Below are 26,496 nucleotides of genomic sequence, written 5' to 3' on the forward strand. Positions count from 1 at the left end.
GGTGGCAAAGCATCCATCCAGTAAGCACGGCGATTGTGACAACCATCTGACGCACGGCACGAAAACCTAGCTGCCATGCGGGTTGGCAGGCAGAGATTTCAACCCGGCTTCAATCGGATCTGCGTACGCGCTTGCAACAAGCTGCGCCGTTTCCAGCACAGCGCATGTCACCCATGCGCCCCTTCACTTGCCACGCTCAACCAAGCCCCGCCAACGGATGCGCCTGCGTCCGCCAAGGCGACGTCAGAAAATGCCGCACCCGCTCCGGCCGCACCTGTGGCAGCGTTGCCGGCGCCCAGCCGGGTCGGTGATCCTTGTCTACCAGATGCGCACGCACGCCTTCACAGAAATCGCCGTCCTGGATTCCGCGCGCCACGATGCCCAACTCCATCTGGAAGCACTCGGCCAGTGACAGCTGCCGACCGCGCAGCAGCGCTTCGCGTGTGACGTGCAGCATCGTCGGCGAGTGTGAAGTCATTGCATCAAGCGTGGATTGCAGCCATTGGCGCGGCTCGCGGGCCTGCTCGCGCTCCAGGCTCTCGCGCAGCGTGGCGACAATGCGATCGACCGACGAACGGCGATCGAAATAGCGCAGCACCCACGGCGTTGCCTGTGCCAGCGGCGCGTGCGGCACGACGTTGCACGGCGGTTCGAACACGCGGCGCAGGGCCTGCATGAGGTCGCCATCGTGCGGCATGCGCTGCAGGCGCTCTTCGAAGGAGGCGAGCCATTCGGCCGGCACGCACACATCGGCCAAGTGGCAATGCAGCGCGTCAGCACCCGTCAGCGTCACGCCCGTCAGCCCGACATACAGCTCAAGCTCGGGCGACATCACGCTCAAAAAGCGCGTGGCGCCCACGTCGGGCAGAAAGCCGATGCGCGTCTCCGGCATCGCCATCTTCGTGCGCTCGGTCACGACACGCAGCCGTGCGGCCTGCCCCAGGCCCATGCCCCCGCCCATGGTGATGCCGTCCATCAGCGCCACGATGGGTTTCGGGAACTGATGCAGCGCATAGTCGAGCCGGTATTCGTCGATAAAGAACTGCAGCCAGCCGTCGTCGCCATCCATGCGGCCCTGCTGCGCAAGCTGATAGAGCGAGCGCACATCGCCGCCCGCGCAGAAGCCTTTCTGGCCCGCACCGCGCAGCACCAGCGCAACGATGCCGTCGTCGTGGCGGCATTGCTCCAGCAGCGTCGCCAACTGGCGCACCATGCCGTGCGACAGCGCATTCAGGGCTGCCGGCCGGTTCAAGGTGATGACGGCCACGCGGTTCACCACGCGCATCAACACCTCGGGTTCGGCAGCGCCAGTCTCGGGCAGCGTCGCCTGACGTTGGACGGCACTCATTGCAGCGTCTCCGATTCATGTGCGGAATGCCAGCGCGGCGCGCGTTTCTCAAGGAAGGCGTTCACGCCTTCGCGCTGGTCCGGATGGTCAAACAGATCGACAAAGCGCTCGCGCTCTACGGCCAGCGCCGCACCGCGCGGCACGCCATTGCGCGCCTGGTGGATGAGTTGCTTGCTGAAGGTGACGGCCTGCGGGCTCAACGTTGTTACACGCAGCGCCATGGCGATGGCCGCTTCGCGCGCAGCACCGGTTTCCACGACCTCCTCGACCAGGCCGATACGCAATGCGGTCTGCGCATCGACGCGCTCGCCGGTCAGGATCATGCGCTTGGCCCAGCCCTCACTCACGAGCCAGGGCAGCGTCTGGGTGCCGCAACCGCAGCACAGCAGGCCGACGGCCGTCTCGGGCACGGCCAGCTTGGCGTGCGCTTCGGCGATGCGGATGTCGCATGCCAGCGCGCACTCCAGCCCGCCCCCCATTGCAAAGCCATTGATGGCTGCGATCACCACGGGCCGCGCATTCTGCAGCGCTTCGAACGCGGCGCCGAAGCGCGCTGCAGCCTCGCGTGCCACATCGCGGTCGCCATCGGCAAAGGTGTTGAGGTCGGCGCCCGCGCTGAAGAACTTCGGCCCGTCGCCGGTGATGACGATGGCGCGCACGCGTGCGTCGGCGTTCAAGCGTTCGACGGTGGCTTGCAGTTGCAGCAGACCATCCGGTGTGAATGCGTTGGCCGGCGGGCGCTTGAGCGTCAGCAGCGCAATGGTGCCCTGATGCAGCGTTTCCAATTCGATCATCATGCCGCTCCGTCTTTCCGATAGAGCTTGATGACGGCGGAGAAATCCAGCTTGCCATCGCCCTTGCTGCTCACGGTCTGGTAAAGCTGCTGCGCGAGCGCCCCAAGGTAGACGGGCTGACGGACGGACTTTGCCGCGTCGCCGGCCAGGCCCAGGTCCTTGAGCATCAGGTCGGTGCCGAAGCCGCCCGTGTAGCCGCGCGAGGATGGCGCGGTCTCGATCACGCCCGGGAACGGGTTGTAGGTGTCGGAACTCCAGCAGCGCCCCGTCGATGTGTTGATGATGCCGCCGAGCACCTTCGGGTCGATGCCGAGCGCCTCGCCCAGCGACATGGCTTCGGCCACGCCAGCCATGGTGATGCCGAGCACGAGGTTGTTGCAGATCTTCGCGCCCTGCCCGGCGCCGGTGTCACCGCAATGCACAAGGTTCTTACCCATGGCCGACAGCACGGGGCGCACCTGCTCGAATGCCGCCGCGCTGCCGCCTACCATGAAGGTCAGCGTGCCAGCGGCTGCACCGCCCGTTCCCCCGGAAACTGGCGCATCGACGAAGGGGTTGCCATGCTCGGCTGCCAGCGCGGCAAGCGCCTTGGCGCTGGCAGGGTCGATGGTGCTGGAATCGATGATCGGCACGCCCTTGGCAATGCCGGCCAGCACGCCGTCTTCTGCCGTCAGTACATGGCGCACATGCGCCGCGGCAGGCAGCATGGTGATGACGGTTTCGGCACCCGCCGCTGCCTCCTTGGGCGATGCCGCTGCCGTGGCGCCGGCTTCCACCAGCGCGCCCACCGCTTGCGTGTTCAGATCAAACACGGTCAGCGCGTGGCCCGCCTTGAGCAGGTTGTGCGCCATCGGGGCGCCCATGTTGCCCAGGCCGATGAATGCGATTTTCATGACAACGCTCCTGGTGCGATCAGCGCAGGCTGATGGTGGTATTCACGCCGCCGGCGTCGACCGCGTCATCAAACCAGCGCGCCGTCACCGTCTTCGTTTGCGTGTAGAACTGCACGACTTGCTTGCCGTACGGGCCCAGGTCGCCCAGCTTGGAGCCGCGAGAGCCGGTAAAGCTGAAGTACGGCACGGGCACCGGAATGGGAATGTTGATACCGACCTGCCCGACGTCGATCTCGCTCTGGAACTTGCGTGCCGATGCGCCGCTCTGCGTGAACAGCCCCACGCCGTTGCCGAACGGGTTGGCGTTGACCAGCGCAATGGCGTCGTCCAGCGTGGGCACAGTCAGCACCAGCAGCACGGGGCCGAAGATTTCGTTGGTGTAGATGTCCATGTCGGTCTTCACGTCGGTGAAGATCGTCGGACCGATGAAGTTGCCGTCTTCGTAACCGGCCACGCGCACGTTGCGGCCGTCGAGCGCCAGCGTGGCGCCCTGCTGCACGCCCGACTCGATCAGGCCGAGGATGCGCTGCTTGGCCGCGCGCGAGACCACCGGGCCGACGTCGGTACCCGGCTCCACACCGGCGTTCACCTTGAGCGCCTTGGCTTTCTGCACCAGGTCTGGCAGCCACTGCTGCGCTGCGCCCACCAGCACGACCACGGAGGTCGCCATACACCGCTGCCCAGCCGCGCCAAAGCCCGCGCCGACGAGCGCATTGATGGCCTGCTCGCGGTTCGCATCTGGCAGCACCACGGCGTGGTTCTTCGCGCCCATCATCGATTGCACGCGCTTGCCATGCTCGCTGCCAAGGCGATACACATGCGTACCGACCGCCGTGGAACCCACAAACGAGATCGCCTTGACGTGTTCGTGTGTGCACAGTGCATCCACCACGTCCTTGCCGCCATGCACGACGTTCAGCACGCCGGGCGGCACGCCGGCTTCGAGTGCCAACTCCACCAGTTGCATGGTCGACAGCGGGTCCTGCTCCGAAGGCTTGAGCACGAACGTGTTACCGCACACGATCGCCATCGGGAACATCCACAGCGGGATCATGGCGGGGAAGTTGAACGGCGTAATGCCAGCGCACACGCCAATCGGCTGGCGCAGCGTGTAGGTATCGACCGCGCCGGCCACGTTCTCCAGAAACTCGCCCTGCTGCAGCGAGCCCACCGAGCAGGCGTGTTCCACCACTTCCAGCCCGCGGAAGATGTCGCCTTCTGCATCGGGCAGCGTCTTGCCCTGCTCGGCCGTGAGCGTGCGCGCGATGCGCGGCGAATGCTCACGAATCAGCGCCTGGAACTTCAGCATGATGCGCATGCGTGCGCCCACCGGCGTGTTCTTCCATTTGGCGAACGCGGCGTGCGCCGAGCGGATGGCCGCATCCACTTCATCCGCCGTGGCAAACGGCACACGGGCCAGCACTTCCTGCGTGGCGGGGTTGACGATATCGCGCCATTCCTTCGACTGCGATTCGACAAACTCGCCGCCAATCAGCAGCTTGACGGTGGGCGGGGTGTCCTGCTGTGCGGCAGGCTTGGCGGAAGCGAGAGAGGCAACGGCGCTCATGAGGGTCTCCTGGCGAATCGGTATCGGTAGCGGTGGCGGGTTCAATGCGGGATGGGCAAATCAGGCGAAGTCTTCTTCCCAGTACTCGCCGGGCATGCGGGCGGGCTGGGGGGTGCGTTCAAGTTCCAGGCGGCGCAGTTCCACACGCCGGATCTTTCCGGAAATGGTCTTGGGCAGCTCACTGAACTGCAGGCGGCGGATGCGCTTGTAGGGGGCCAGCTTTTCGCGCGAGAAGAGGAACACGGCGCGCGCCAGTTCAGGGCCGGCTTCGTAGCCCTGGCGCACCGTCACGAACGCCTTGGGCACCGACAGGCGCAGCGGGTCGGAACTCGGCACCACGGCCGCCTCGGCAATGGCTTCGTGCTCGATCAGCACGCTTTCCAGCTCGAACGGGCTCAGGCGGTAGTCCGACGACTTGAACACATCATCGGTGCGGCCCACGTAGACGAAGTAGCCATCGTCGCGGCGCATGGCGACATCGGACGTGTGGTAGTAGCCGTTGCGCATCGCCTCGGCCGTGGCGCGTTCATTGTTGGCGTAGCCCTGCATCAGGCCGAGCGGGCGGTGCGAGAGCGGCAGCACGATCTCACCTTCGCTGGCCGGCTGATCGTCATGGTCGACGAGTTCGACGCGGTAGCCCGGCAGCGGGCGCCCGACCGAGCCCGGCACCACCGGCTGCCCGGGCGTGTTGCCGATCTGGCAGGTGGTTTCGGTCTGGCCAAAGCCGTCGCGGATGGTCACACCCCAGGCGCTGCGCACGCGCTCGATGATCTCCGGATTCAGCGGCTCGCCCGCGCCGACAATCTCGCGCAGCTTGACGGCATACGAGGCCAGCGGCTCTTGCACCAGCATGCGCCACACGGTGGGCGGCGCGCACAGCGTGGTCACGTTGAAGCGCACCAGCACGTCCAGCGTATCCTTCGGCACAAAGCGCGCGTAGTTGTAGACGAACACGCAGGCCTGCGCATTCCACGGGGCGAAGAAGCAGCTCCACGCATGCTTGGCCCAGCCGGGCGAGCTGATGTTCCAGTGGATATCGCCGGGCTGCAGGCCGATCCAGTACATCGTCGACAGATGGCCGACCGGATAGCTCTGGTGCGTGTGTTCAACCAGTTTCGGCTTGGACGTGGTGCCCGAGGTGAAGTACAGCAGCAGCGGGTCGGTCGCCTTGGTCGGGCCGTCGGGAACAAACTGCGCGGGCGCCTCGTAGGCTGCGCCCAGGTCGACCCAGCCATCACGCTGCGCGCCCACCGCGATGCGCTTGACGCTCGCATCCACACCGTCGAACTTGTGCAGCTCCGCCGCGTCGACCACCACGCATGTGGCGCCGCCGAGTTCCACGCGGTCGCGCACGTCGTCTGGCGAGAGCTGCGTGGTGGCCGGCAGCACCACCGCGCCCAGCTTCATCGCCGCGAGCATCACGTCCCACAGTTCAACGCGGTTGGGCAGCATCAGCAGCAGGCGGTCACCCCGCACGATGCCCAGCCCGCGCAGGAAATTCGCCATGCGCGACGAGCGCTCCGACATCTGCGCAAACGAAAGCTTCAACCCGCCGCTTTGCGGGTCATCAACGATCCACAGCGCCGGGTTGTCGTTGCCGCGCGCCATCACATCGAAGTAATCGAGCGCCCAGTTGAACGTGTCCAGCGTCGGCCACGCGAACTCGCGATACGCGCGGTCGTAGTCGGTGCGATGGCGCAGCAGAAAATCGCGCGCTTCCACAAAACCCTGTGCTGCAGATACCGCTTGGTTCATCGTCGTCTCCTGGTCGGCGCGTCTGCGCTCTTTCGTATTCGGTCGATGTGCGCGGTGCGTGCTAGACGTGCCGCGCGATCACCATCCGCTGGACTTCGCTGGTGCCTTCGTAGATCTGGGTAATCCGTGCGTCGCGGTAATGGCGCTCGACGGCGTAGTCGGCCAGGTAGCCATAGCCGCCGTGGATCTGGATGGCGTTAGAGCAGATTTCCTCGGCCAACTCGGACGCATAGAGCTTGGCCTGCGAGGCCTCCGACAGGCACGGCTTGTCTGCGCTGCGCAGGCGCGCCGCGTGGTGAACGAGCAGGCGCGCCGCGTTCAGACGCGTGGCCATGTCGGCCAGCATGTTGGCGATGGTCTGGTGCTCGCGCAGCGCTTTGCCGAACTGGATGCGCTCATTGGCGTAGTTGCGCGCGGCATCGAATGCGGCGCGGGCAATGCCCACGGCCTGCGCGGCAATGCCGATGCGCCCGCCTTCCAGGTTCGACAGCGCGATCTTCAGGCCTTCGCCGCGCTCGCCCAGCAGGTTCTCTTCGGGCACGGCGCAGTCTTCGAGCGTGATCGGGCACGTATCCGACGCGCGAATGCCGAGCTTGTGTTCCGGCCGCCCGACGTGGAAGCCCGGGGTATCGGTCGGCACGATAAAAGCCGAAATGCCGCGCTTGCCGGCTTCGGGGTCAGTCACGGCAAATACGATGGCGATGTCTGCCCGCGCGCCATTGGTCACGAACTGCTTGTTGCCGTTGAGCACCCAGTGGCCATCGCGCAGCACGGCGCGCGTGCGCAGGTTGTTGGCTTCGGAGCCGGCGTGTGGCTCGGTCAGGCAAAACGCGCCAATCGCGCGGCCCGTGGCCAAATCCGGCAGGTAACGCGCCTTCTGCGCCTCGGTGCCGAATTTCAGGATGGGGCCGCAGCCGACCGAGTTGTGCACGCTCATCATCGTCGCGCTGGCAGCGCACCCGGCGGCAACCTCTTCCAGCGCGAGCGCATAGGCTACGTAGTCGGTGTACGAACCGCCCCACTCCGCCGGCACGATCATGCCCAGCAGGCCCAGCTCGCCCATCTCGCGCACCACGTCATCCGGCAGTGCAGCATCGCGGTCCCACTGCGCAGCGTTGGGCGCCAGGCGCTCGGTGGCAAAGTCGCGCGCAGCGTCGTGGATCATCCGCTGCTCTTCGGTATAGAAGTCGTCCATCGCTTGGCTCTTGCTTGGTTGCTGACCGGCGCCGCGTGACGCTGCCTCTGCAGGCGCCTTACACTGTGCAGCCTGCGGCGCTTGGGTTCGATGGGGAAAAAGTGTAGGCACGCGGCTGGGCGGCTTCGATGCCCGTCACGATCAACTTGCGTGAGCGGATTTGCCATACCGATGAAAAACAACGAAAAGGGAACCGTCTCTGTCAGCCTCGTCAACGAGGCCGTGACACGTGCGCGCGCGCATGGTGTGGACATGCAGCCCATCATGGCGGCTGCGGGCATCACACCGCAGATGCTGGCGCAGCCGCGCAGCCGCGTGTCGTCTGCACAGTACGGCGCGCTGTGGGCCGGCATTGCGCAGGCCATGGACGACGAGTTCTTCGGGCAGGATGCGCACCCCATGCGCTGGGGCAGCTTCGTGGCGATGACGCAAGCGGCGCTCACGGCGCGCACCGGGCGGCAGGCGCTGGCGCGGGCCGTGGGTTTTCTGCGGCTGGTGCTTGACGACCTGCATGTGCAGATCGAAGAAAGCCCGGACCGCGTGCGCCTCGTCTTCGTGCACCGCAAGGGCACACGGGTGCCGCCCATGTTCACCTACGCCACGTGGCTCATCATGGTCTACGGCCTGGTGTGCTGGCTGGTGGGGCGGCGTATTCCGTTCATTGCCGCACGCTTCCGTTGTGCGGCGCCGCAAGATGCGCAGGAATACCGCCTGATGTTCTGCGACGACATGGCGTTCAAGCAGGACGCCTCGTACGTCGATCTTTCGCCGGGCTTCCTGGAACTGCCTGTCATCCAGACGGCAGCGTCCATCAAGACCTTCCTGCGCGATGCGCCGGGCAACTTCATCGTCAAGTACCGCAACCCGGATTCATTTGCGGCGCGCGTGCGCAAAATGCTGCGCAACCTGCCGGTCGCGAGTTGGCCGGCGTCTGACGCAATGGCGCTCAAACTGAACGTGGCCGAAGCGACGATGCGCCGGCGCCTGAAGCTCGAAGGCCACACGTATCAGTCCATCAAGGATGACCTGCGGCGCGACATTGCCATCGGCCAGTTGCAGGACACGCGCCGCACGATCGCCGACATTGCCATCGCTGTGGGCTTTGCAGAACCGAGCGCCTTCCACCGCGCCTTCCGCAAGTGGACGGGCATGCGGCCGACGGACTATCGGCTGGCCAGCGCAGACTGAGGCTGCGCAGCGACGGCGTCTTCGCTCGTGCCGCTGACTTCGCGCAGCGTCTCCAGAAAGGCCTTCAGCACCGGCGAGTGATCGTCCACGCGATAGTGCACGTATAGCTGCACGGCTGGCAGCGCGAAGGTGTGGCGGACCTGATGGCACATGCGCCTGACGGTTCAGGCGTCGAGCCGCAGCGCCATGTGTTCTTCGTCGTAGAAGCGATAGCCGACACGCATGGCGCGGCGCTCGATGCCGAAGGTCTCGAAACCCGCGTTGCGATACAGCGCTTGCGCACGTGGGTTTTCAGCGTTGACGCAGAGATGGATCTGCAGCACCTGCGCAGCACGCGCATGCGCAATGGCGGCATTCAGCAGACGGCTGGCAATACCGCCCCGCCGATGCGCAGGATCAACAAATACGCCCCACAGTACGGCCTTGTGTGCAACTTGCGCGAGCGCTTCACGCCGCAACCCGGCAATGCCAATCAGTTCGTGCCCCGCAAAGGCACCAAACACGATCTGATGCGCAGTCGCCCGGATGCGGTTGCAGGTTTCTTCCAGCGTGCGCCCCAACTCTTCATCGTGCGTCGGCCAGATGGCGGTGGGCGCGTCTTGAATGGCCTTCAGGCGCAGCGCCTTGAAGGCTTCGGCATCGTCGTCGGTCAACGGGCGGATGGCGATGTCGCTCATGGCTGTTTGGCCTCCACGGTGAACGCATCGCCGGTCTCAAAAAATGCACCGCCTGCGAGGTAGTGCACGGTCTTGCTGCCCGCATCGGTAAAGTGCCAGCGGCCGTTGCTGAACAGCGCAGGGTCTGCCCAGGCGGCTGTCACTTCAGCGATGAACAGGTCATAGCGCTTCTCATTGTGCGGCTCGGGAATGACGCGGCATTCCAGCCAACCTGCGCAGCCTGCTACCAGCGGCACGTCGATCGTGCGGGCGGGCATGGTGGCAAGGCCGAGCGCATCGAACTTGTCGCCGTCGCGGCCCGAGAGCGTGCCCACCGCGAGCGTGGTCTCGGCAATGGCGCGGGTGGGAATGTTCAGTGCGAAGACACCGGAAGCTTCGATCAGCTCGCGAGTGAGGGTGCGGCTGTCGACCACGACGAGCACCTTGGGCGGGTCAAAGTCGAGTGGCATCGCCCAGGCGGCTGCCATGACGTTGCGCACGCCGTTGTGGGCACTGGTGACCAGCGTGGTCGGGCCGTGGTTCAGGAGGCGGTAGGACTTTGCCAGTTCTACTGGGGCGAGTGTGGGGGGATTGGGCATGATGGCGCGGGGACTGAGGGGAGGCGTCATCATAGGTCAATGGGGTTGGAAGTGTTGGGGGTGGTTTTTGTGCTGTTCTTTTGTTGGTGGTCCATCCCCCTTTCGTACCCTGCCGGGCACGACTCACTTTTCTTTGTCTTGCCAAAGAAAAGTAAGCAAAAGAAAGGCGCGCCCGAGATGGCGACTTCCCCTTGAATTTGTGTGACCGTGCGGGGAAGGAGGCAAACTCGCTGCGCTCAAACAGGCCTCCTTCCTTTTTCCGCCCGCTCACAAAAATTCAAGGCGCCATCAAGGGCTCAACGTCAAAAGAGAAAGGCCAACCCATCGCGCGGTCGGCCTTGTCGTTTGGGCTTGTGCCCAGATGGTGTGGCTTTTGTCTTTTGACTTTCCCTGCCCTAGATGGCGCCTTGAATTTCTGTTGCAGGGAGGAAAAAGGAAGGGAAACTGTCTGAGCGCAGCGAGTTTTTCCCTTCCCCTCCCTACGACATAAATTCAAGGAATCTTTCGCCATCTCGGGCGCGCCTTTCTTTGCTTACTTTCTTTGGGCAAGACCAAAGAAAGTGAGTCAGCCCCGGTAGGGGATGAAACCAGGGATGCACCACAAAAAACAAAACCCCAGCGAACCCCATCAACCGGGCCAAAACTCACTCAGCAACCCGCTTAGCAATATGCCCCAACGCCTCCTCCACCTGATCAATCAAAATCAGGCAGAGATCACCCGGCTGCAACCGCCCCAGCGCCGTGTCGATCGCCAGAAATTCACCACGGATTTCATCAACACGGCTCGTGCGTGCCGCACCCTGTAGCCCTTCACGCAGCAGCGCCAATACCTCGCCATCCTCACGCCCACGCTGGCACTGGTCTTCGTACAGCACGACATCGTCAAACACGCCGCCCAGAATCTGCGTCTGGCGGCGGATATCCTCATCGCGGCGGTCGCCCGCCCCGCTGATCACCACCGAGCGGCGCTGGGCCGGCATGGTGGCCACGGCGTTGCATAGCGCCTGGATGGCGTCGGGATTGTGGCCGTAGTCGGCGATGAGCGTGGCGCCCTTGTAGTCGAATACATTGAAGCGGCCGGGCGCGGTGGCGGCGTCGTTCACAAAGGTGGCGAGGCCGCGGCGGATGATCGCCCAGTCGATGCCAAGCGCCCACGCAGCGGCAACCGACGACATCGCGTTTTCAACCTGGAAGCCGATGGTGCCGTTGCGCGTGAGCGGAATGTCGGCCAGTGCGATGCGCGTTTCGTTGGCGCCTTCGGTGGCCACAATCTCGGCGCCGTCGACAAACACCACCCGCTTGCCTTGCGCGCGGTGCAGGGCCATGGTCGGCAGGCTGGCATCGTGCGCGAAGAAGGTGACTGAACCCGGGCAGCCGTCAGCCATGCGCGCGACCATCGGGTCGGCGGCATTGAGCACCGCCATGCCGCGCGGTGCCACGTTCTGCACGATCACGCTCTTGAGCACGGCCAGGTCTTCCACCGTGCTGATGTAGTTCAGGCCCAGGTGGTCGCCCTCGCCCACGTTCGTCACGACTGCCACGTCGCAGTGGTCGAACGCGAGACCTTCGCGCAGCAGGCCGCCGCGCGCGGTCTCGAAGACGGCGGCGTCGACGTCCGGATGCAGCAGCACGTTACGCGCGCTGCGCGGGCCGCTGCAGTCGCCGGTGTCGATGCGCTGGCCCTGGATGTACACGCCGTCGGTGCCGGTCATGCCCATGCGCAGGCCGCTGGTGGCGAGCAGATGTGTGATCAGGCGCACCGTCGTCGTCTTGCCGTTGGTGCCGGACACCGCCACCACGGGGATACGGCCGTCGTCGCCGTCGGCAAACATCGTGGAGATGATCGCCTCGCCCACGGCGCGGCCCTTGCCGTACGACGGCTGCAGGTGCATGCGCAGGCCGGGCGCGGCGTTGACTTCCACAATGCCGCCGGCCTGGTCCTCGAACGGCTTGAGCATCGTTTCGCACACGGCGTCCACGCCGCAGATGTCGAGGCCGACCATCTGCGCTGCCGCCACCGCACGCGCCGCGATGGCGGGGTGCACGTCGTCGGTCACGTCGGTGGCGGTGCCGCCCGTGGAGAGGTTCGCGTTATTGCGCAACACCACGCGCGTGCCCTTGGGCGGCACGGCGTCGGCGCTCAGGCCCTGCTTGGCGAGCGTGGCCAGCGCAATGTCGTCAAAGCGGATTTTCGTGAGCGACGTGGCATGCCCTTCGCCGCGTCGCGGGTCGCGGTTTACCTCGTCGACCAGCTCACGCACAGTGTGCTTGCCGTCGCCGATAACTTGCGGCGGATCGCGGCGCGCAGCAGCCACCAGGTGCTTGCCCACCACCAGCAGACGGAAATCGTGGCCCGGAATGTAGCGCTCGACGATCACGTCCGACGAAATGTCGGCCGCCACTTCATAGGCGGTCATCACTTCTTCGCGCGTGCGGATGCGCACGGCCACGCCCTTGCCCTGGTTGCCGTCGCGCGGCTTGACCACGACCGGGCCGTGGATTTCCTGCGCGGCTTCCCAGGCTTCCTCGGCGCTGCGCACCGAACGGCCCAGCGGCACCGGCACGCCGGCCGCGTGCAGCAGGGTCTTCGTCAGATCCTTGTCCTGGGCGATGGATTCCGCCACGGCGCTGGTCATATCGGTTTCGGCGGCCTGGATGCGGCGCTGCTTGCTGCCCCAGCCGAACTGCACCATCGAGCCCTGCGTGAGACGGCGGTACGGAATCCCGCGCGCCACGGCAGCGTAGACGATGGAACCGGTGCTGGGCCCCAGGCGCACGTCTTCGTCCAGCTCGCGCAGGCGGTGCAGCGCGTCGTCCAGATCGAACGGCTGGTCGTCGCGTGCGGCCAGGCAAAGTTGGCCGGCCAGCTCAAATGCCAGTCGGCCCACTTCCTCTTCGCTGTATTCGACGACGACCTGGTACGTGCCGGGTTCGAGCGTGGGCTCGGTATGGCTGAACGTCACCGGGCAACCGGCGGCGGCTTGCAGGCCCAGCGCGGCGGCTTCCAGCGCGTGCGCAATCGACGGTGCATCGGCTTCGTCATCCGGGCGCAAGGGGCCAATCGCCGGAAAGCGCGCGCGCAGGCGGTCTTCAAAGCCCGGCAGTTCGGCCAGCAGTTGGGATTGATCCGAGCAGGCCACGATGGCTTCGATGGCCGTATGGCGGCACCAGAGATTTGGGCCGCGCAAGGCCCGGATACGAGAGACTTCCATGCAATCAGCTTTCCGTTGTGCTTTGGGCGTTCTTTTGGATTCAGGCCCGATCGTCAGTTCTGGGATTCGGCGCGGCCCATCCACTGGTGTACCTGCTCGACGGTGCCCTCGATGGCGCACTCGTCGCATTGCAGGACCAGCAGGTCGCCTGCCGTGAGCTGCGAGAGCGCCGCATCCACGACATCCCGGCGCTTGGCCCCTTCGACGACGACTTCAGCCACGCGACCGCCTGCCTGCAACCCTTGCTTGAGCAGCGCGCGTGCTTGGCGATCGAACTCGGCATCGGTGCGCTTGACGCTGGCGTCTTCGCATAGCAGCACGCGATCGAACGTCTGGCCGATGACGGTGCCTTGCGCCACCAGGTCTTCGTCGCGGCGTTGCAGGCCGGCACCGAATACGAGCGTGCGGCGCTCGGCCGGGAAGTTGTCCAGCGCAGCGGCCAGGGCGTCCAGCGCCGAGGCGTTGTGCGCGTCATCTACCACGATGGTGGCGCCGTGGTGCTGGAACAGCGTGAAGCGGCCCGGCACATCCACCTGGCCCACATCGAAGGTGACGATACCGGCGCGCATCAGGTCGTTGGAAATGCCCAGCGCCCAGCCGGTGGCTACAGCGGCCAGCACGTTCTCAAGCTGGAACGGCACGCGGCCAGCGTAGGTCAGCGGAATGGCCGCAACATCGGCCAGAGCCAGTTCGGTCGGGCCGGTGGCGAGCACCACCTTGCCGTCACGCACGAACACGGCCCGTTTGCCAGCGGCGCGGTGCGCGGCAATCGCCTCCAGATCGCCCGACAACGCGAAGAAGATCACATCGCCGTCGCACAGGTCGGCCATTTCAACGAGGCGCGCATCGGCGGCATTGAGCACGCCCACGCCTGACTTCAGCACAACGTCAATCTGCGTGCGCAGAACGCTGTACATCCGGTCTTCGTCTTCGACGTAGAAGTCGCCCAGGTGATCGGGCTTGCCGAAGTTGGTGACCACGCCGACCTGGCAACGGTCATACGGCAATCCTTGCGAGAGGATCATGCCGCTGTCGCTCTCGAATACGGCGGCTTCCACCGCGCGATTCATCAGGATGCGGTGGCAGGCGTCCCACGCAGCGCGGTCGCCATGACCGCCGCGATTGTTGCTCGCCTCGACTTGGCGGCGGTCCAGGAACAGGCCATCGCTGCAGCCCAGGCCCGTGTGCTTGCCCGAGAGCTGCAGCAACTGCGCAACCAGCTTCGCGACGACGGTCTTGCCGTTGGTACCCGTGATGCCGACGATGGGAATGCGGCCGTCGTCCTGCACGCCGTCCTTGTCGGAAAACAGGTGATCCACAATCGCGCGGCCCACAGGGCGTGGTTCGCCCTGGGCCGGCCGAATGTGCATCAGCAAACCCGGCCCGGCGTTGACTTCCACAATGGCGCCGCGCTGCTCATCGAGCGGGCGCGAGATGTCGTCGGCCACCAGGTCCACGCCGGCAATGTCGAGCCCGACCACCCGCGCCGCCAGCGATGCGTGCGCGGCCACGCTCGGGTGCACGCGATCGGTCACGTCAAAGGCGACGTTGCCATTGCGCTGGATCAGCACGCTGCGGCCTGCGGGCGGCACAGCGCTGCCGTCGGCATAGCCCTGGCGCTTGAGTTCGAGGAGTGCGGCAGAGTCCAGGCGCACGCAGTTCAGCGGGTGCTCTTCGGTGCTGCCGCGGCGCGGGTCGGAATTGATCTGCGATTCGATCAGTTCTTCGATGGTCGAGGTGCCATCGCCGATCACCGACGCGGTTTCGCCCATCGCCGCCGCCGCCACACGGCCGCCCACGACCAGCAGGCGGTGTTCGTTACCGGAGACGAAGCGCTCAACAATCACGCCGTTGCCTTCCTCGATGGCCACGGCGTAAGCGGTTTCCACCTCTTCGCGCGTCATCAGGTTCGTGAACACGCCGCGGCCGTGGTTGCCGTCGTACGGCTTGACCACCACCGGCACGCCGATGTCTTCGGCCGCGTCCCAGGCGTCTTCAGCGTTGTCGACCATGCGGCCTTCGGGCACGGGCACGCCGCACGACTGCAGCAAGCTCTTGGTCAGGTCCTTGTCGCGCGAGATCGATTCAGCAATGGCGCTGGTGCGGTCGGTCTCGGCCGTCCAGATGCGGCGCTGGCGTGCGCCGTAGCCGAGCTGCACGAGGTTGCCGTCCGACAGGCGGATGGAGGGGATATTGCGGTCATCGGCTGCATCGACGATGCAAGCGGTGCTGGGGCCGAGGCAGTGCTCATCGACCAAGTCGCGCAGCGTTTCGACGGCCGCGTCCACGTCGAACGGGCGGTCTTCAATGGCCGCCATGACCAGATCACGGGCGGCCAGCAGGGCAGCGCGCGTCACGTCTTCATGCCAGGCACGCACGATCACCTTGTAGACGCCGCGCACCGGGGTCTCGCGCGCCTTGCCAAAGCCGCCGGGCATGCCGGCCAGGTTCTGCAGTTCCAGGGTGACGTGTTCCAGGATGTGGCCGGGCCAGGTGCCTTCCTTCAAGCGCATCAGGAAGCCACCGCGCACGCCGGGGCTGCAGCGGTGCTCGATCAGCGTCGGGAGCCATGTCGACAGGCGCTCGTAGAAGCCCGGAATCGTGTTGGAGGGAAAATCCTCCAGTTCACCAATGTCGACCCATGCCTCCAGCACTGGCCGATATGTCCACATATTCGGGCCGCGCAGCGACATGACATCGAGAATCTCAATGTCCTTCTTCTTCATTGAATTTGCTTGGAAAGCAGGGGGGCGATGTACGCGTGAATTGGTCCGTGGAATCGAACCGTTACCTTTCAATAACGTTACAACGGCGTCGGCGTTGACGTCTTGAGCCCGAAGTGCGTTGTGCAACGCACCAAATGTCCGGCTCGCGTGGCTATGTATACTTGCGAGCAAAATTTGCAGGCCGCAACAATTGCGACGCCGCACTCTTGCCTCGATTTATGTTCGTCCTTTTCCCGTTTTGGGCTGTTTTTTGGCCATTTGGACGCGCTTTTTGAATTCTTTGCGCCACTGATGACCCAGTCCTCCCCAACGTCCGCCCCCACCCTCGCCCGCGCTCAGGAACCCTGGAGTGTCGTGCTGGCCCCGAGCCTCGCTCCAGAAGAAACCGTCCTGGCCGGGCTGCAGCTGGATTTGGACGCAAGGTTGCATTTTACCCAAGGGTGGCTGGTTGTTACGAACCGGCGCCTGATCGGCCAAGCCCCTGGCGAAAAGGATTTGCAAAGCTGGGACATCGGCCCTGGCATGACGCTTGCCCACAGCGACCACGCCGGCGTTGGCACGCTGGAGCTGGCGGACGGCCAGCGCAGGCTGGCAAGCTGGCGCTACACGCTGGGCCACAACACCGACGCCCTGCGGCTGGCCGACGCCTTCGATGCCCAGCGCAACGCCCTGGCCACTGGCGCCCAAGCCGCACAGCCCGCCGCGGACATCTGCCCGACCTGTAAGGCGCCCCTCCCGCCCGGTGAAGACAACTGCCCGCAATGCAGCCGCGAACAGGAGCAGCCGCCTTCGACCTGGGCGCTGCTGCGCCTGTGGCGCTTCGCCCAGCCGTATCGGTGGGAATTGCTGGCCGGTTTCGCCCTGCTGCTGATCGGCACGGCCGCCACCCTGGTGCCGCCGTACCTGACGATGCCCTTGATGGACAAGGTGCTGATCCCCTATCAGAACGGGCAACCGGTCGATTACCGCCTGGTCACGCTCTACCTTTCCGGCCTGTTTGGCGCCGCGCTGGTGGCCTGGGTGCTGGGCTGGGCGCGCACTTATCTGCTGGCGCGCGTATCCGAGCGCATCAGTGCCGACCTGCGCACGACCACCTACGAGCACCTGCTCAAGCTGTCGCTCGAATACTTCGGCGGCAAGCGCACGGGCGACCTGATGGCGCGCATCGGCTCGGAAAGCGACCGGATCAGCGTGTTCCTGTCGTTGCACCTGCTCGATTTCGCGACCGACGTGCTGATGATTGCGATGACGGCAGTCATCCTGGTCTCGATCGACCCCTGGCTTGCGCTGGTCACGCTGGTGCCGCTGCCGTTCATTGCGTGGATGATCCACCTGGTGCGCGACCGCCTGCGCCATGGCTTCGAGAAGATCGACCGGATCTGGTCGGAGATCACCAACGTGCTGGCCGATACGATCCCGGGCATCCGCGTGGTCAAGGCCTTTGCCCAGGAAAAGCGCGAGGTGACACGCTTTGCCGAGGCCAACAAGCACAACCTCGCGATCAATGATCGCGTCAACGCGGTGTGGTCGCTGTTTACCCCGACCGTGACGCTGCTGACCGAAGTCGGCCTGCTGGTGGTATGGATTTTCGGGATCTGGCAGGTCAGCCATGACGCCATTACCGTCGGTGTGCTGGTGGCGTTCCTGACGTATATCAGCCGCTTCTACACGCGCCTGGATTCCATGAGCCGCATCGTGTCCGTCACGCAGAAGGCGGCGGCGGGCGCCAAGCGCATCTTCGACATTCTCGACCACGTGTCGAGCGTGCCGGAACCGGTCAAGCCTGTGCACATTGAGAAGGTGGACGGGGCAATCGAGTTGCGCGACCTGGGCTTCCGCTACGGCAACCGAGCGGTGATCCGCGGCTTGAATCTGTCGATCCAGCCGGGCGAGATGATCGGGCTGGTGGGGCATAGCGGCTCGGGCAAGAGCACGCTCGTGAACCTGATCTGCCGCTTCTACGATGTGTCGGAAGGCGCGATCCGCTTGGATGGCACTGATATCCGATCGCTGCCCGTCTCGGAATTCCGTCGCAACATCGGCCTGGTGCTGCAGGAGCCGTTCCTGTTCTTCGGCACGATCGCCGACAACATTGCCTACGGGAAACCCGGCGCCACGCGCGAAGAGATCATTGCCGCCGCGCGTGCCGCCCACGCCCACGAGTTCATCCTGCGCCTGCCGCACGGCTACGACTCGCTGGTGGGTGAACGCGGCCAGGCGCTGTCGGGCGGCGAACGCCAGCGTATTTCGATTGCGCGGGCGCTGCTCATCAACCCGCGCATCCTGATCATGGACGAGGCCACGTCTTCCGTGGATACGACCACCGAGAAGGAAATCCAGAAGGCCCTCGACAACCTCGTGCAGGGCCGCACAACCATTGCCATCGCGCACCGTTTGTCGACGCTGCGCAAGGCGGATCGCCTGGTCGTCATGGATCGCGGCCAGATCGTCGAAGTGGGCAACCACGATGAGCTGCTCGCGCGCGAAGGGGCGTACTACAAGCTTTATCAGGCGCAGGCCCGCAATGTCGATGCCGACACCGATCTGACCAGCGACGGCGAGCGCGTGGACGCCGCCGCGCCGGCTTACGCGCAGTGATCCCCTATTTGAAATGACTGCGATGCAAACGCCCGATTTCACCCTGAGCCGCAATGGCTTCGGCAAGCTTGTGATGACCCTGGCCGACGGCACCATGCATGAAGGCGTAGTGCCCGTGCGCGCGTTTCCGATCTCCGCCGCCAGCGAGGGCTTGAGCCTGATGAGCACCGACGGCCGCGAGCTGGCGTGGATCACGCAGCCCGATGCGCTACCCGCGCCAATGCGCGCACTGATCGAAGCTGAACTCGGTGCGCGTGAATTCATGCCCGAAATCCGCAAGATCGTCGGCGTATCGACCTACGCCACGCCCAGCACGTGGACGGTGCAGACCGACCGCGGCCAGACCGACCTCGTGCTGCGCGGCGAAGAAGACATCCGGCGCCTGACCGGCACCACGCTGCTCATTTCCGACAGCCACGGCATCCACTACCTGATCCGCGACCTGCTTGCGCTGGACAAGCACAGCCGCAAGATCCTCGACCGGTTCCTTTAAGCCCGCGCAGCCACGCAACCGCGCAGCCGTCGTTACCGGGGCGACGGCTGCACGGCCGCCATGACCTGGTCGAGCAGGTTTTCGGCCTGTTTCCAGGTTGCACGCTGGTTGTAGTCGCCCGCCGTGGTGACGATCACCATGTCGAGCCCGGGCACGATCCACAGACGCTGGCCACCGTTGCCGATGCCGCCGATCCACGCGTGTTCGGTGCCGCCGGCCACCACCTTGCCGAGCCACCACTGATAGCCGTACTGCAGGCCCATGCCGGTGTCGATGTGCGGGCGCGTTGATTCGGCGATCCACGCGGCTGGCACGACTTGCCGCCCATTCCATTGGCCGTGCTGCAGCACGAGCTGACCGATGCGCGCCAGGTCTCGGGGGCGCAGGCGCACGCCGGCAAACGCCAGGGGGCGGCCACGGTAGTCGTCTACCCATTCCCAATCGGTGATGCCCAGCGGTTCGAACAGCTGCTTGCGCGCGTACTCCGGCAACGACATGCCGACGCGCTCTGCCAGCAGCAGCGCGAGCACCGCCGTGTTGCCGCCGTTGTAGTTGAACTGCGTGCCGGCCGGCGCCGCCATCGGGCGGTCGAACACGTAGTGCGCCTGAGAGGTGTGCCAGAACAGTCCGAACTCGTCGTTGTTGAACAGGCTCGTCGCACGCCATTCGTTCCAGGCAAGGCCGCTGGACATCGACAGCATCTGCGAGAGCGTAATCGCCTCACGGCCGTCGCGATTCAGGTCGGCCAGCCCCGGAAACAGCGACAACGCCGGTGTTTCGAGCGGCGGCATCTTCCCCTGCCCTTGCGCAATGCCCCACAGCAGGCTTGTCACCGATTTACTGACCGAGCGGATGTCGTGAAGTGTGCTGGCGTCGAACGTGCGCGTGGTGCGGAACAGATCCTTCACACGCTCATCCTTGCCGGTGTGATAGACCTCCGCCACCAGACGGCCATGACGCACCACGAGCAGGCTGTGGAAGTTGATATCGGCTTCGGCAAAATTGCGCAGGACGGCGCAAAGGCGGCCGGCTTCGAAACCGGCTGCGGCAGGGTCGGCTTCGGTCTGCCAGCCATCATTCAACTGGGCGGGCGACTCGCAGGGTGCCGCCCGGGCGCCGCATGCCGCGCAAACCAATGCCAAAGCGATGCCGATGCTGCGCAGTCGTAGCGTCATCCCAGCCCCCCGTTGATGTGTCACCAAGTATCGTAACCGGCACTTGCAGGTGCAAGCCCGCTGCGATGAACTGTCGATTTGGGCGTCCGAACGGCAGCGGATCGGCCATCCGGGGGAGCTTCCAGCCCGCGCCGGAACCTGGGCCCGCGTTACCATGTCGGACCCTTCTTATTCATCAGTCACATCACAGGCACCTATGGTCACACGTCGAACCCTTCTTGCCTCCGCATCCGTTACCGCCACGCTGGCGGCACTCGGCATCACGCCCGAGGCGCTGGCCGCAAATCGCGTCAAGCTGGGTGATGCCGCGCCGTTTTCTTTCGATGCGCTGATCGAACGCGCCCGCACAATGGCCGCCAAGCCGTACACGCCGCCCGCCACGGCGCCGGCCGACATCCTGGCCAAGATCGACTACGAAGCGCACGGCAAGATCAAGTTCGACACCGCCCACGCGCTCTTTGCTGACGGTCCGGGCCAATTTCCGGTGACGTTCTTCCACCTGGGCACGTTCTTCCGCGCGCCGGTACGCATGCATGTGGTGGAAAAAGGCGCCGCACGCGAGATCGTCTACGACGAGTCGTACTTCGACATGCCCGCCGACAGCCCGGCGCGCAAGCTGCCGCGCGGCAGCGGCTTTTCCGGCTTCCGCTTTCAGGAAAGCCGTCTGGGCGATCAGAAAAAACTCGACTGGAAAAAGAACGATTGGGTTGCCTTCCTGGGCGCATCGTACTTCCGCGCCATCGGTGAGCTGTATCAGTACGGGCTCTCCGCACGCGGGATCGCGCTCGACGTTGCGCAGGCCGGCAAGCCTGAAGAATTCCCCAATTTCACGCATGTGTGGTTCGACACGCCGGCCGACAACCGCGCCGATTCCGTGACGATCTACACGCTGCTCGACGGGCCGAGCATCACGGGTGCATACCGCTTCGTCATGCACCGCACGAAGGGCGTGGTGATGGACATCGATACGGCCATCTTCCTGCGCAAGGACGTGGACCGTTTCGGCATCGCGCCTGCCACGTCGATGTACTGGTTCTCGGAAACCGCCAAGGGCACCGCCACCGACTGGCGCCCCGAAGTGCACGACTCCGACGGCCTGGCGCTCTGGACCGGCACAGGCGAGCGTATCTGGCGCCCGCTGAACGATCCGCCGCGCACGATGGCGTCTGCCTTTGGCGACAACAACCCGCGCGGCTTCGGCCTGCTGCAGCGCGATCGCGATTTCAACAACTACCAGGACGGCGTGCACTACGAGCGCCGCCCGAGTCTGTGGGTCGAGCCGCTGGAGGGCTGGGGCGAAGGCGCCGTGCAGCTCATCGAGATCCCGACCGACGACGAGATTCACGACAACATCGTCGCCATGTGGGTGCCGAAGGCACCGGCACGCGCGGGCAGCCAGTACCGGCTGCGCTATCGCCTGCACTGGCTGGCCGATGAGCCGTATCCGACGCAACTGGCGCGCTGCGTGGCCACGCGCATGGGCAACGGCGGCCAGCCGGGCCAGCCGCGCCCGCACGGCGTGCGCAAGTTCATGGTCGAGTTCAAGGGCGGCCCGCTGGAGAAGCTGCCCTTCGGCACCAAGCCGGAGGCAGTGCTCAGCACCTCGCGCGGCACGTTCTCGTACGTGTTTACCGAAGCCGTGCCGAACGGCGTGCCGGGCCACTGGCGTGCGCAATTCGATCTGACGGTCGATGGGAAGGAACCGGTGGACATGCGATTGTTTTTGCGTGTGGATGGCAAGCCGCTGTCTGAGACCTGGCTTTACCAATACCACCCGTTCCAATCGCCGGTGGGGCCGGTGGCGTCGTAAACGCCATCGCGGCGGCCACCAAACAAAGGCGGGAGATTCCCGCCTTTTTTCATTACTGGTAGGCGAGTGTCACCACCGCAAGCGCTGATTCCACTCCCGGCGCGCGCGACAAGGTCAGCGTGCCGTTGTTTGCCGCGAGCAGGTTGGCCTTGAAGCCGGCGTACTTGACGAGGACGTCCGCCTTGCCCCGCGAATCACCCACCCGCAGAGGCCGGAGCGATGACGCCGCGCGTGCCTCCACCGACACATCAAGCGGCACCACGCGCACCGCAGACGAGCGAAAGTCCAACACCACCTGGTCGCCGGACGACGACGGGCTCGCCTTCAAGAGGTTCTCCGCACCGGTGCGCTGGGGCGCAGCCTGCACGTGGAACCCTGCCTCGACGATGGTGCCGCTGAAATGGATCACGCCGCTCTGGCTGCCGCCCGCCAGCGCACCACCTGCTCCGACGGCCGCTGCCACGGCGACGGCCATTGCCTTGTAGACCTTGAACATGAGGACCCCCGATGTGTTGCATCCGTCCGTTTCCGTACGGGCCGGCGCAATAGTTTTTAACGATTTGCATCGTCCTCGGGATCGATCTCATTGTGGATTGCTGGCATCCCTGATTGCGAATCAGACGGCGGAGCCTGCAGACGCAACTCTTACGGCGCCGGCCACACCTCCAGCGCCTGCATCAACTGCTTGCCCAACGGAATACGCTTGGCCATGTCGCCCTCACGCGGCATGTCGATGTTCAGTGCGAAGGCATAGACGCGCCCGGCACGTTCCACCCAGCCGACCCACCAGCCGATCTCCGGCTGATACTCCGTCGCAACGCCCGTCTTGGCATACAGCGCGGCGTCGCCCTGCTGCTCGATCAACAGCATGCGGTGGACCAAGTCCCAGGTGCGCGGCTTCACCGGCAACTGCTTGAGCGCCATGCGGCTGGTGAAGCGCGCTTCTTCGAATGCGGAAATCTCCAGCGGGCCGCGTAGCCAGAATTGATCGATCACACTGCCGAGTTGCCGGTTGCCGTAGTCGAACGCATCGACGTAGGCTTGCATGCGTTCAAAGCCCACGCGGCGCGCCACCTCCTGGTAGATCGGCACGGCCGACAGGCGGATCGCCTCGGGCAACGCCATGTCGTGCTCCCACTGCTTGTAAGGCTGCGGCTTGCCGCCGTAAGGCAGCACCTCTTGATCGTCGCGCACGGCTCCGGTGTCGAAGGCGATCAGGCTGTTCGGAATCTTGAACGTGGATGCCGGGTGGATGCGCCGCGCGGCCCGCGCCGGGTCAACGACGTACGTGCGATCAGCGCTGATGTCCATCAGCACAAAGGTGCCGGAGACGCCGGCGGCGTCGAACACGCGCTTGAGGTCATTGCGCACGACCAGCTCGGCATGGGCAGTGGCGGTGCTCATGGCAACGGTGCAGGCCGTGAGGGCAAGCGCGAAGATCTTCGACCAGCGAGAGAACATGGAAAGCTCCTTGAATTGAGTGGATGGCTGCCGGCAACCATCAACGCGCAGATGAGCCGGCGCTGCGCATCGTAGGGAGCGCGCCGTGCCGCCGCCAGCGTGCAGGACACGCCGCACGTCACGCGCGTAACGCCTGTAACAAGGGGCTTGGCGCACAATGGCGCCACGTTTCGTTTCGCTTCGCCTGATTGCCTGCATGACGCCTGCCCTGCCCGCCCTCCATGTCGAGCTGACCACCCCGCAAACCGTGGATGGCCGGCGTGCGCCGTTCCAGAGCCTGTGGTTGCTGGTGCGGCTGGCATACGCGCATCGTCTGTCGCCGGAGCAACCGCTGGTGCGCCTGGCCGACCTGCGCGGCGCCGTGTCGGACGCCAGCACGCAGCGCATGATGATCAGCCGCGCGTTTCGCGACTGGCAGAACTGGGGCGTGCAAGCTGGCTGGGGTGAACAGCGCGACCGCGAGCCGCGCTTCCTCAACGCAGATAAGCGCAGCCAAGGGCCCTTCTGGCTCACACCCGAAGACGCGGCACGCGTGGTCTGCGTGGTTGAAGGACGGATTGCCGATGACGCCGATGTGCGCGCCTTCCTCGGGATTGCCGCCCCAGATGGCAGCACGGACAACAGCACCGATGCCAACGCCAGCGCGCTGTCCGGCCCGGCGCCTGGCACGCCCAACCCCGCGTTCTGGCACGCCTTTCTGACCGCGCGCCACGCCATGCGCGAAGGCCGCCTGTTGCATGCACTGGGCGCCAGCACAAGCGCGTCCGATACCGAGCGCGGCGGTGCCCTGCTCGCGCTGCGCCACGCCAGTGACGCCGCCGACAACGACTTCCAGCGCGCCCTCGTCACTCTGGGCGAGGCGATGGCCGCTCGCCGCCTGGGCGATTCCACACGCGCCAGCGCCCTGCTCTCGCAACTGCGCGCGCACCGCCGGCAACGCCACGTGCTCGGCAACGATTACCTCGCCGCCATGGAGCGCATCGTCACCGCATGGTGTGCGTATGACCGCCGCGACCTCGACCTCGCCGCCGGCCTGCTTGCACGCCTGGCCGATGCCGAGTCCGGCCGCAGCCTGCTGCGCTACCACCCGCAGATCCGCTTCGAGTGGAACAACCTCAACGCCCTCATCGAGCGTGCCCGCCTGCTCTATGCCGACTCAGACGGCACTGCTTTGGACGTACGCGCCCAGGCCGCACAGCGCATCGTCGCGCAATTCGAAACCGCGCTGGCTGCCGCATTGGAGAGCCAGGCGTCGGACGCTGTGCAGCAGGTTGCCGCCAATCTCGGCATGACTTGCTGGCTGCTGCGCGATGTGCTCGGCGACTCAACGCATGCCGACGGCACGGTCGACGCCGTCCGTTGGCTGGCCATGAGCGAATGGCAGGCGCTGCGTAACGGTGGGCCGCTGCAATCGGCGTGGAACGCCATCGCGCTGATGCGGATAGCACGCGCCGACACGCGCCGCGCGGCGCTCACGTTGACCGACATCCGCACGCAGGCCGGCCCATTTGCCGAAGCCTTTGACGCGCGCTACTGGCCGCAGCGTTGGACCGACGTGGCCGCACTGCGCCTGCGCGAACACGACAGCGGCCGGCATCGCTACGGCCACGTGCAAGTGAGCGGGTTACTGCTGGAGCTGGCATGGTTTGCCCACGCCGACGGCGATCACGTCACCGCCCGCACGACGATGGACCGCCTCTCGCAAACCATGCAGGACCTGGCGCCGCACGATCGCGCGTACTTCGTCCAGGCGCTGAAGCAGCTTACGCACACGGCAGAAGCGGCGCCTTAGGCTGCACCCAGAGCACATCGACGGGCGGAAAACTTCGTTGCATACCTAACGATTCATCGCTAGACTGCCGCACATGTTCGATCACTGCCTGTACTTCAATACCACCGCGCTGGCGCGCTCCGTCGAGCGCGAATGGACTGCCGCGTATGCGCCGTTCAGCCTGACGCCGCCCCAAGGATTTGTGCTGCGCGTGGTACTCAAGCAGCCCGGCGTACTCAACCGCGAATTGGCCGAGGTGCTGGGCATTGCGCGGCCCACCGCCACGCGTCTTGTCGACGGCTTGATCGCCAAAAGTCTGGTGGAGCGTCAGCCGTCTGCAGAGGACGGCCGCGAGTGGAACCTCTTCCCCACGGATGCGGCGCGCAAACTGGAAACCGCGTTGCAGGCCGCGAGCGCCAAGGTGGCGCGGCGCGTGCGCGAGCATGTCGGCGCCGGGGCGTTCGACGATACGGTGCAGGCCATCCGTGAGGTCCGCAGTGCACTGAACACGTAAAGCAATCGGGGGCGGCATGTGCCGCCTTTTTTATTGGCAAATAGTTGCATCACTACGCATCTAACCAAGGAGCGACCGTATGTCCGCCGTTCTCGTCACCGGCATCGAGCCATTTGAATCCGACCCGACCAACCCATCGTGGGACATCGCGCAGGCGCTCGACGGCATGCAGGTTGATGGCGCAGTCATCGTGGCGCGGCAGTTGCCGTGCGTGTTTGGTCTCGCCAACGAAAAATTGGTGGAAGCGATCGAGGACACATCGCCCACTCTCGTATTTGCGCTCGGCCTAGCCACGGGCCGAACGGAGATTTCGGTGGAGCGCGTGGCCATCAACGTGATAGATGCACGCATTCCGGACAACGCGGGCAACCAGCCGGTTGATACGCCGGTGGTAGCAGGTGGGCCGGCGGCGTATTTTTCCACGCTGCCGATCAAGGCCATCGTACAAACGTTGCGCGAGGTAGGCGTGCCGACGGGCGTGTCGCAGAGTGCTGGCACGTACAACTGCAATCACCTGTTCTATGGTTTGATGCACCACATTGCAACGCGCGCGCGGCACGTGCGCGGCGGCTTCATTCACGTGCCGACGACGCCCGAGTTGGCGGCCCGCCATGCGGGCCGGCCGAGCCTGTCGATCGATACCCAGATCAAAGGGATACTTCTGGCAGTGCGTACGGCGCTGGCCACGCAGGCGGATCTCAAGATGAGCGGCGGTGCGGTGCACTGACACGCATGATGGCA

General features: G+C 65.3%; 21 protein-coding genes. 7 read left to right on the forward strand and 14 right to left on the reverse strand.

The window, feature by feature from the left end:
• Positions 1 to 196: 196 nt before the first annotated feature.
• From M1D44_RS23785 to M1D44_RS23810, 6 genes are all read right to left on the reverse strand, one after another.
• On the reverse strand, positions 197 to 1,348 hold the full coding sequence (locus tag M1D44_RS23785; RefSeq protein ID WP_316852582.1) for an enoyl-CoA hydratase/isomerase family protein: 1,152 nt from the start codon (positions 1,346 to 1,348) through the stop codon (positions 197 to 199).
• Positions 1,345 to 2,142, reverse strand: coding sequence for an enoyl-CoA hydratase (locus M1D44_RS23790; RefSeq protein WP_316852705.1), 798 nt, complete (start codon positions 2,140 to 2,142; stop codon positions 1,345 to 1,347). Before M1D44_RS23790 ends, M1D44_RS23785 begins: the two co-directional genes overlap by 4 nt.
• Positions 2,142 to 3,035 (reverse strand): 3-hydroxyisobutyrate dehydrogenase, encoded by an 894-nt coding sequence (gene mmsB, locus M1D44_RS23795; RefSeq protein WP_024978313.1) that lies wholly within the window; start codon positions 3,033 to 3,035, stop codon positions 2,142 to 2,144. The genes M1D44_RS23790 and mmsB overlap by 1 nt, the downstream gene beginning before the upstream one ends.
• A 19-nt stretch (positions 3,036 to 3,054) precedes the next feature.
• Positions 3,055 to 4,602 carry a CoA-acylating methylmalonate-semialdehyde dehydrogenase gene (locus tag M1D44_RS23800; RefSeq protein ID WP_316683326.1) on the reverse strand — a complete coding sequence of 516 codons (1,548 nt, stop codon included), beginning with the start codon at positions 4,600 to 4,602 and terminating at the stop codon, positions 3,055 to 3,057.
• Positions 4,603 to 4,662: 60 nt separating this feature from the next.
• Positions 4,663 to 6,357 (reverse strand): AMP-binding protein, encoded by a 1,695-nt coding sequence (locus M1D44_RS23805; RefSeq protein WP_024978311.1) that lies wholly within the window; start codon positions 6,355 to 6,357, stop codon positions 4,663 to 4,665.
• Between the two features lie 61 nt (positions 6,358 to 6,418).
• Positions 6,419 to 7,552, reverse strand: a complete 1,134-nt coding sequence (locus tag M1D44_RS23810; RefSeq protein WP_316683328.1) for an acyl-CoA dehydrogenase — start codon at positions 7,550 to 7,552, stop codon at positions 6,419 to 6,421.
• A 171-nt stretch (positions 7,553 to 7,723) separates the two neighbouring features.
• Here M1D44_RS23810 and M1D44_RS23815 point away from each other — a divergent pair, with 171 nt between their 5' ends.
• Complete coding sequence (locus tag M1D44_RS23815; protein WP_316852583.1) at positions 7,724 to 8,740, forward strand: AraC family transcriptional regulator; 1,017 nt, start codon at positions 7,724 to 7,726, stop codon at positions 8,738 to 8,740.
• Here M1D44_RS23815 and M1D44_RS23820 read toward each other — a convergent pair.
• From M1D44_RS23820 to M1D44_RS23840, 5 genes are all read right to left on the reverse strand, one after another.
• Positions 8,716 to 8,892, reverse strand: a complete 177-nt coding sequence (locus M1D44_RS23820) for a hypothetical protein (protein ID WP_316852584.1) — start codon at positions 8,890 to 8,892, stop codon at positions 8,716 to 8,718. The two genes, M1D44_RS23815 and M1D44_RS23820, sit on opposite strands and share 25 nt — an antisense overlap.
• 12 nt (positions 8,893 to 8,904) lie before the next feature.
• On the reverse strand, positions 8,905 to 9,417 hold the full coding sequence (locus tag M1D44_RS23825; protein WP_316852585.1) for a GNAT family N-acetyltransferase: 513 nt from the start codon (positions 9,415 to 9,417) through the stop codon (positions 8,905 to 8,907).
• Positions 9,414 to 10,028, reverse strand: a complete 615-nt coding sequence (locus M1D44_RS23830) for a flavin reductase family protein (RefSeq protein ID WP_316852586.1) — start codon at positions 10,026 to 10,028, stop codon at positions 9,414 to 9,416. Before M1D44_RS23830 ends, M1D44_RS23825 begins: the two co-directional genes overlap by 4 nt.
• 611 nt (positions 10,029 to 10,639) lie before the next feature.
• Positions 10,640 to 13,207 (reverse strand): cyanophycin synthetase, encoded by a 2,568-nt coding sequence (cphA, locus tag M1D44_RS23835; protein WP_112188544.1) that lies wholly within the window; start codon positions 13,205 to 13,207, stop codon positions 10,640 to 10,642.
• Positions 13,208 to 13,260: 53 nt separating this feature from the next.
• Entirely contained in the window at positions 13,261 to 15,933 is a 2,673-nt protein-coding gene (locus tag M1D44_RS23840; protein WP_316683342.1) for a cyanophycin synthetase, read from the reverse strand.
• A 291-nt stretch (positions 15,934 to 16,224) separates the two neighbouring features.
• On the opposite strand from M1D44_RS23840, the gene M1D44_RS23845 reads away from it, so the two are divergent.
• Together M1D44_RS23845 and M1D44_RS23850 are read left to right on the forward strand one after the other, a co-directional pair.
• On the forward strand, positions 16,225 to 18,531 hold the full coding sequence (locus M1D44_RS23845; protein WP_316852588.1) for a cyanophycin metabolism-associated ABC transporter: 2,307 nt from the start codon (positions 16,225 to 16,227) through the stop codon (positions 18,529 to 18,531).
• A gap of 22 nt (positions 18,532 to 18,553) precedes the next feature.
• A complete protein-coding gene (locus M1D44_RS23850; RefSeq protein ID WP_204360105.1) occupies positions 18,554 to 19,024 on the forward strand; it encodes a cyanophycin metabolism-associated DUF1854 family protein in 471 nt (156 codons plus the stop codon).
• A 32-nt stretch (positions 19,025 to 19,056) separates the two neighbouring features.
• On the opposite strand, the gene M1D44_RS23855 is transcribed toward M1D44_RS23850, so the two are convergent.
• Positions 19,057 to 20,199, reverse strand: a complete 1,143-nt coding sequence (locus M1D44_RS23855) for a serine hydrolase domain-containing protein (RefSeq protein ID WP_316852589.1) — start codon at positions 20,197 to 20,199, stop codon at positions 19,057 to 19,059.
• Positions 20,200 to 20,395: 196 nt separating this feature from the next.
• Between M1D44_RS23855 and M1D44_RS23860 the strand changes: the two genes are divergently transcribed.
• Entirely contained in the window at positions 20,396 to 22,009 is a 1,614-nt protein-coding gene (locus M1D44_RS23860) for an OpgD/OpgG family glucan biosynthesis protein (RefSeq protein ID WP_316683345.1), read from the forward strand.
• Between the two features lie 52 nt (positions 22,010 to 22,061).
• Here M1D44_RS23860 and M1D44_RS23865 read toward each other — a convergent pair whose 3' ends face one another.
• Positions 22,062 to 22,505, reverse strand: coding sequence for a hypothetical protein (locus tag M1D44_RS23865; RefSeq protein ID WP_112188556.1), 444 nt, complete (start codon positions 22,503 to 22,505; stop codon positions 22,062 to 22,064).
• 149 nt (positions 22,506 to 22,654) lie between these two features.
• Positions 22,655 to 23,470 carry an OXA-60 family carbapenem-hydrolyzing class D beta-lactamase gene (blaOXA, locus tag M1D44_RS23870; RefSeq protein WP_024978299.1) on the reverse strand — a complete coding sequence of 272 codons (816 nt, stop codon included), beginning with the start codon at positions 23,468 to 23,470 and terminating at the stop codon, positions 22,655 to 22,657.
• 196 nt (positions 23,471 to 23,666) lie between these two features.
• Here blaOXA and M1D44_RS23875 point away from each other — a divergent pair, with 196 nt between their 5' ends.
• The 3 genes from M1D44_RS23875 to pcp all read left to right on the forward strand — a co-directional run bounded on the left by M1D44_RS23875 (position 23,667) and on the right by pcp (position 26,482).
• Positions 23,667 to 25,262 carry a hypothetical protein gene (locus M1D44_RS23875; protein ID WP_316852590.1) on the forward strand — a complete coding sequence of 532 codons (1,596 nt, stop codon included), beginning with the start codon at positions 23,667 to 23,669 and terminating at the stop codon, positions 25,260 to 25,262.
• 73 nt (positions 25,263 to 25,335) lie between these two features.
• Positions 25,336 to 25,755 (forward strand): MarR family winged helix-turn-helix transcriptional regulator, encoded by a 420-nt coding sequence (locus M1D44_RS23880; protein WP_112188560.1) that lies wholly within the window; start codon positions 25,336 to 25,338, stop codon positions 25,753 to 25,755.
• 79 nt (positions 25,756 to 25,834) lie between these two features.
• Positions 25,835 to 26,482, forward strand: a complete 648-nt coding sequence (pcp, locus tag M1D44_RS23885) for a pyroglutamyl-peptidase I (RefSeq protein WP_316852591.1) — start codon at positions 25,835 to 25,837, stop codon at positions 26,480 to 26,482.
• Positions 26,483 to 26,496: the final 14 nt, after the last annotated feature.

This window comes from Ralstonia sp. SA306 (assembly GCF_054792405.1).

Bases quoted from the DNA above. Each gene is read 5' to 3' on its own strand.
- M1D44_RS23785 (WP_316852582.1), bottom strand. From the start codon at position 1,348: ATGAGTGCCGTCCAACGTCAGGCGACGCTGCCCGAGACTGGCGCTGCC.
- M1D44_RS23790 (WP_316852705.1), bottom strand. From the start codon at position 2,142: ATGATCGAATTGGAAACGCTGCATCAGGGCACCATTGCGCTGCTGACG.
- mmsB (WP_024978313.1), bottom strand. From the start codon at position 3,035: ATGAAAATCGCATTCATCGGCCTGGGCAACATGGGCGCCCCGATGGCG.
- M1D44_RS23800 (WP_316683326.1), bottom strand. From the start codon at position 4,602: ATGAGCGCCGTTGCCTCTCTCGCTTCCGCCAAGCCTGCCGCACAGCAG.
- M1D44_RS23805 (WP_024978311.1), bottom strand. From the start codon at position 6,357: ATGAACCAAGCGGTATCTGCAGCACAGGGTTTTGTGGAAGCGCGCGAT.
- M1D44_RS23810 (WP_316683328.1), bottom strand. From the start codon at position 7,552: ATGGACGACTTCTATACCGAAGAGCAGCGGATGATCCACGACGCTGCG.
- M1D44_RS23815 (WP_316852583.1), top strand. From the start codon at position 7,724: ATGAAAAACAACGAAAAGGGAACCGTCTCTGTCAGCCTCGTCAACGAG.
- M1D44_RS23820 (WP_316852584.1), bottom strand. From the start codon at position 8,892: ATGTGCCATCAGGTCCGCCACACCTTCGCGCTGCCAGCCGTGCAGCTA.
- M1D44_RS23825 (WP_316852585.1), bottom strand. From the start codon at position 9,417: ATGAGCGACATCGCCATCCGCCCGTTGACCGACGACGATGCCGAAGCC.
- M1D44_RS23830 (WP_316852586.1), bottom strand. From the start codon at position 10,028: ATGATGACGCCTCCCCTCAGTCCCCGCGCCATCATGCCCAATCCCCCC.
- cphA (WP_112188544.1), bottom strand. From the start codon at position 13,207: ATGGAAGTCTCTCGTATCCGGGCCTTGCGCGGCCCAAATCTCTGGTGC.
- M1D44_RS23840 (WP_316683342.1), bottom strand. From the start codon at position 15,933: ATGAAGAAGAAGGACATTGAGATTCTCGATGTCATGTCGCTGCGCGGC.
- M1D44_RS23845 (WP_316852588.1), top strand. From the start codon at position 16,225: ATGACCCAGTCCTCCCCAACGTCCGCCCCCACCCTCGCCCGCGCTCAG.
- M1D44_RS23850 (WP_204360105.1), top strand. From the start codon at position 18,554: ATGCAAACGCCCGATTTCACCCTGAGCCGCAATGGCTTCGGCAAGCTT.
- M1D44_RS23855 (WP_316852589.1), bottom strand. From the start codon at position 20,199: ATGACGCTACGACTGCGCAGCATCGGCATCGCTTTGGCATTGGTTTGC.
- M1D44_RS23860 (WP_316683345.1), top strand. From the start codon at position 20,396: ATGGTCACACGTCGAACCCTTCTTGCCTCCGCATCCGTTACCGCCACG.
- M1D44_RS23865 (WP_112188556.1), bottom strand. From the start codon at position 22,505: ATGTTCAAGGTCTACAAGGCAATGGCCGTCGCCGTGGCAGCGGCCGTC.
- blaOXA (WP_024978299.1), bottom strand. From the start codon at position 23,470: ATGTTCTCTCGCTGGTCGAAGATCTTCGCGCTTGCCCTCACGGCCTGC.
- M1D44_RS23875 (WP_316852590.1), top strand. From the start codon at position 23,667: ATGACGCCTGCCCTGCCCGCCCTCCATGTCGAGCTGACCACCCCGCAA.
- M1D44_RS23880 (WP_112188560.1), top strand. From the start codon at position 25,336: ATGTTCGATCACTGCCTGTACTTCAATACCACCGCGCTGGCGCGCTCC.
- pcp (WP_316852591.1), top strand. From the start codon at position 25,835: ATGTCCGCCGTTCTCGTCACCGGCATCGAGCCATTTGAATCCGACCCG.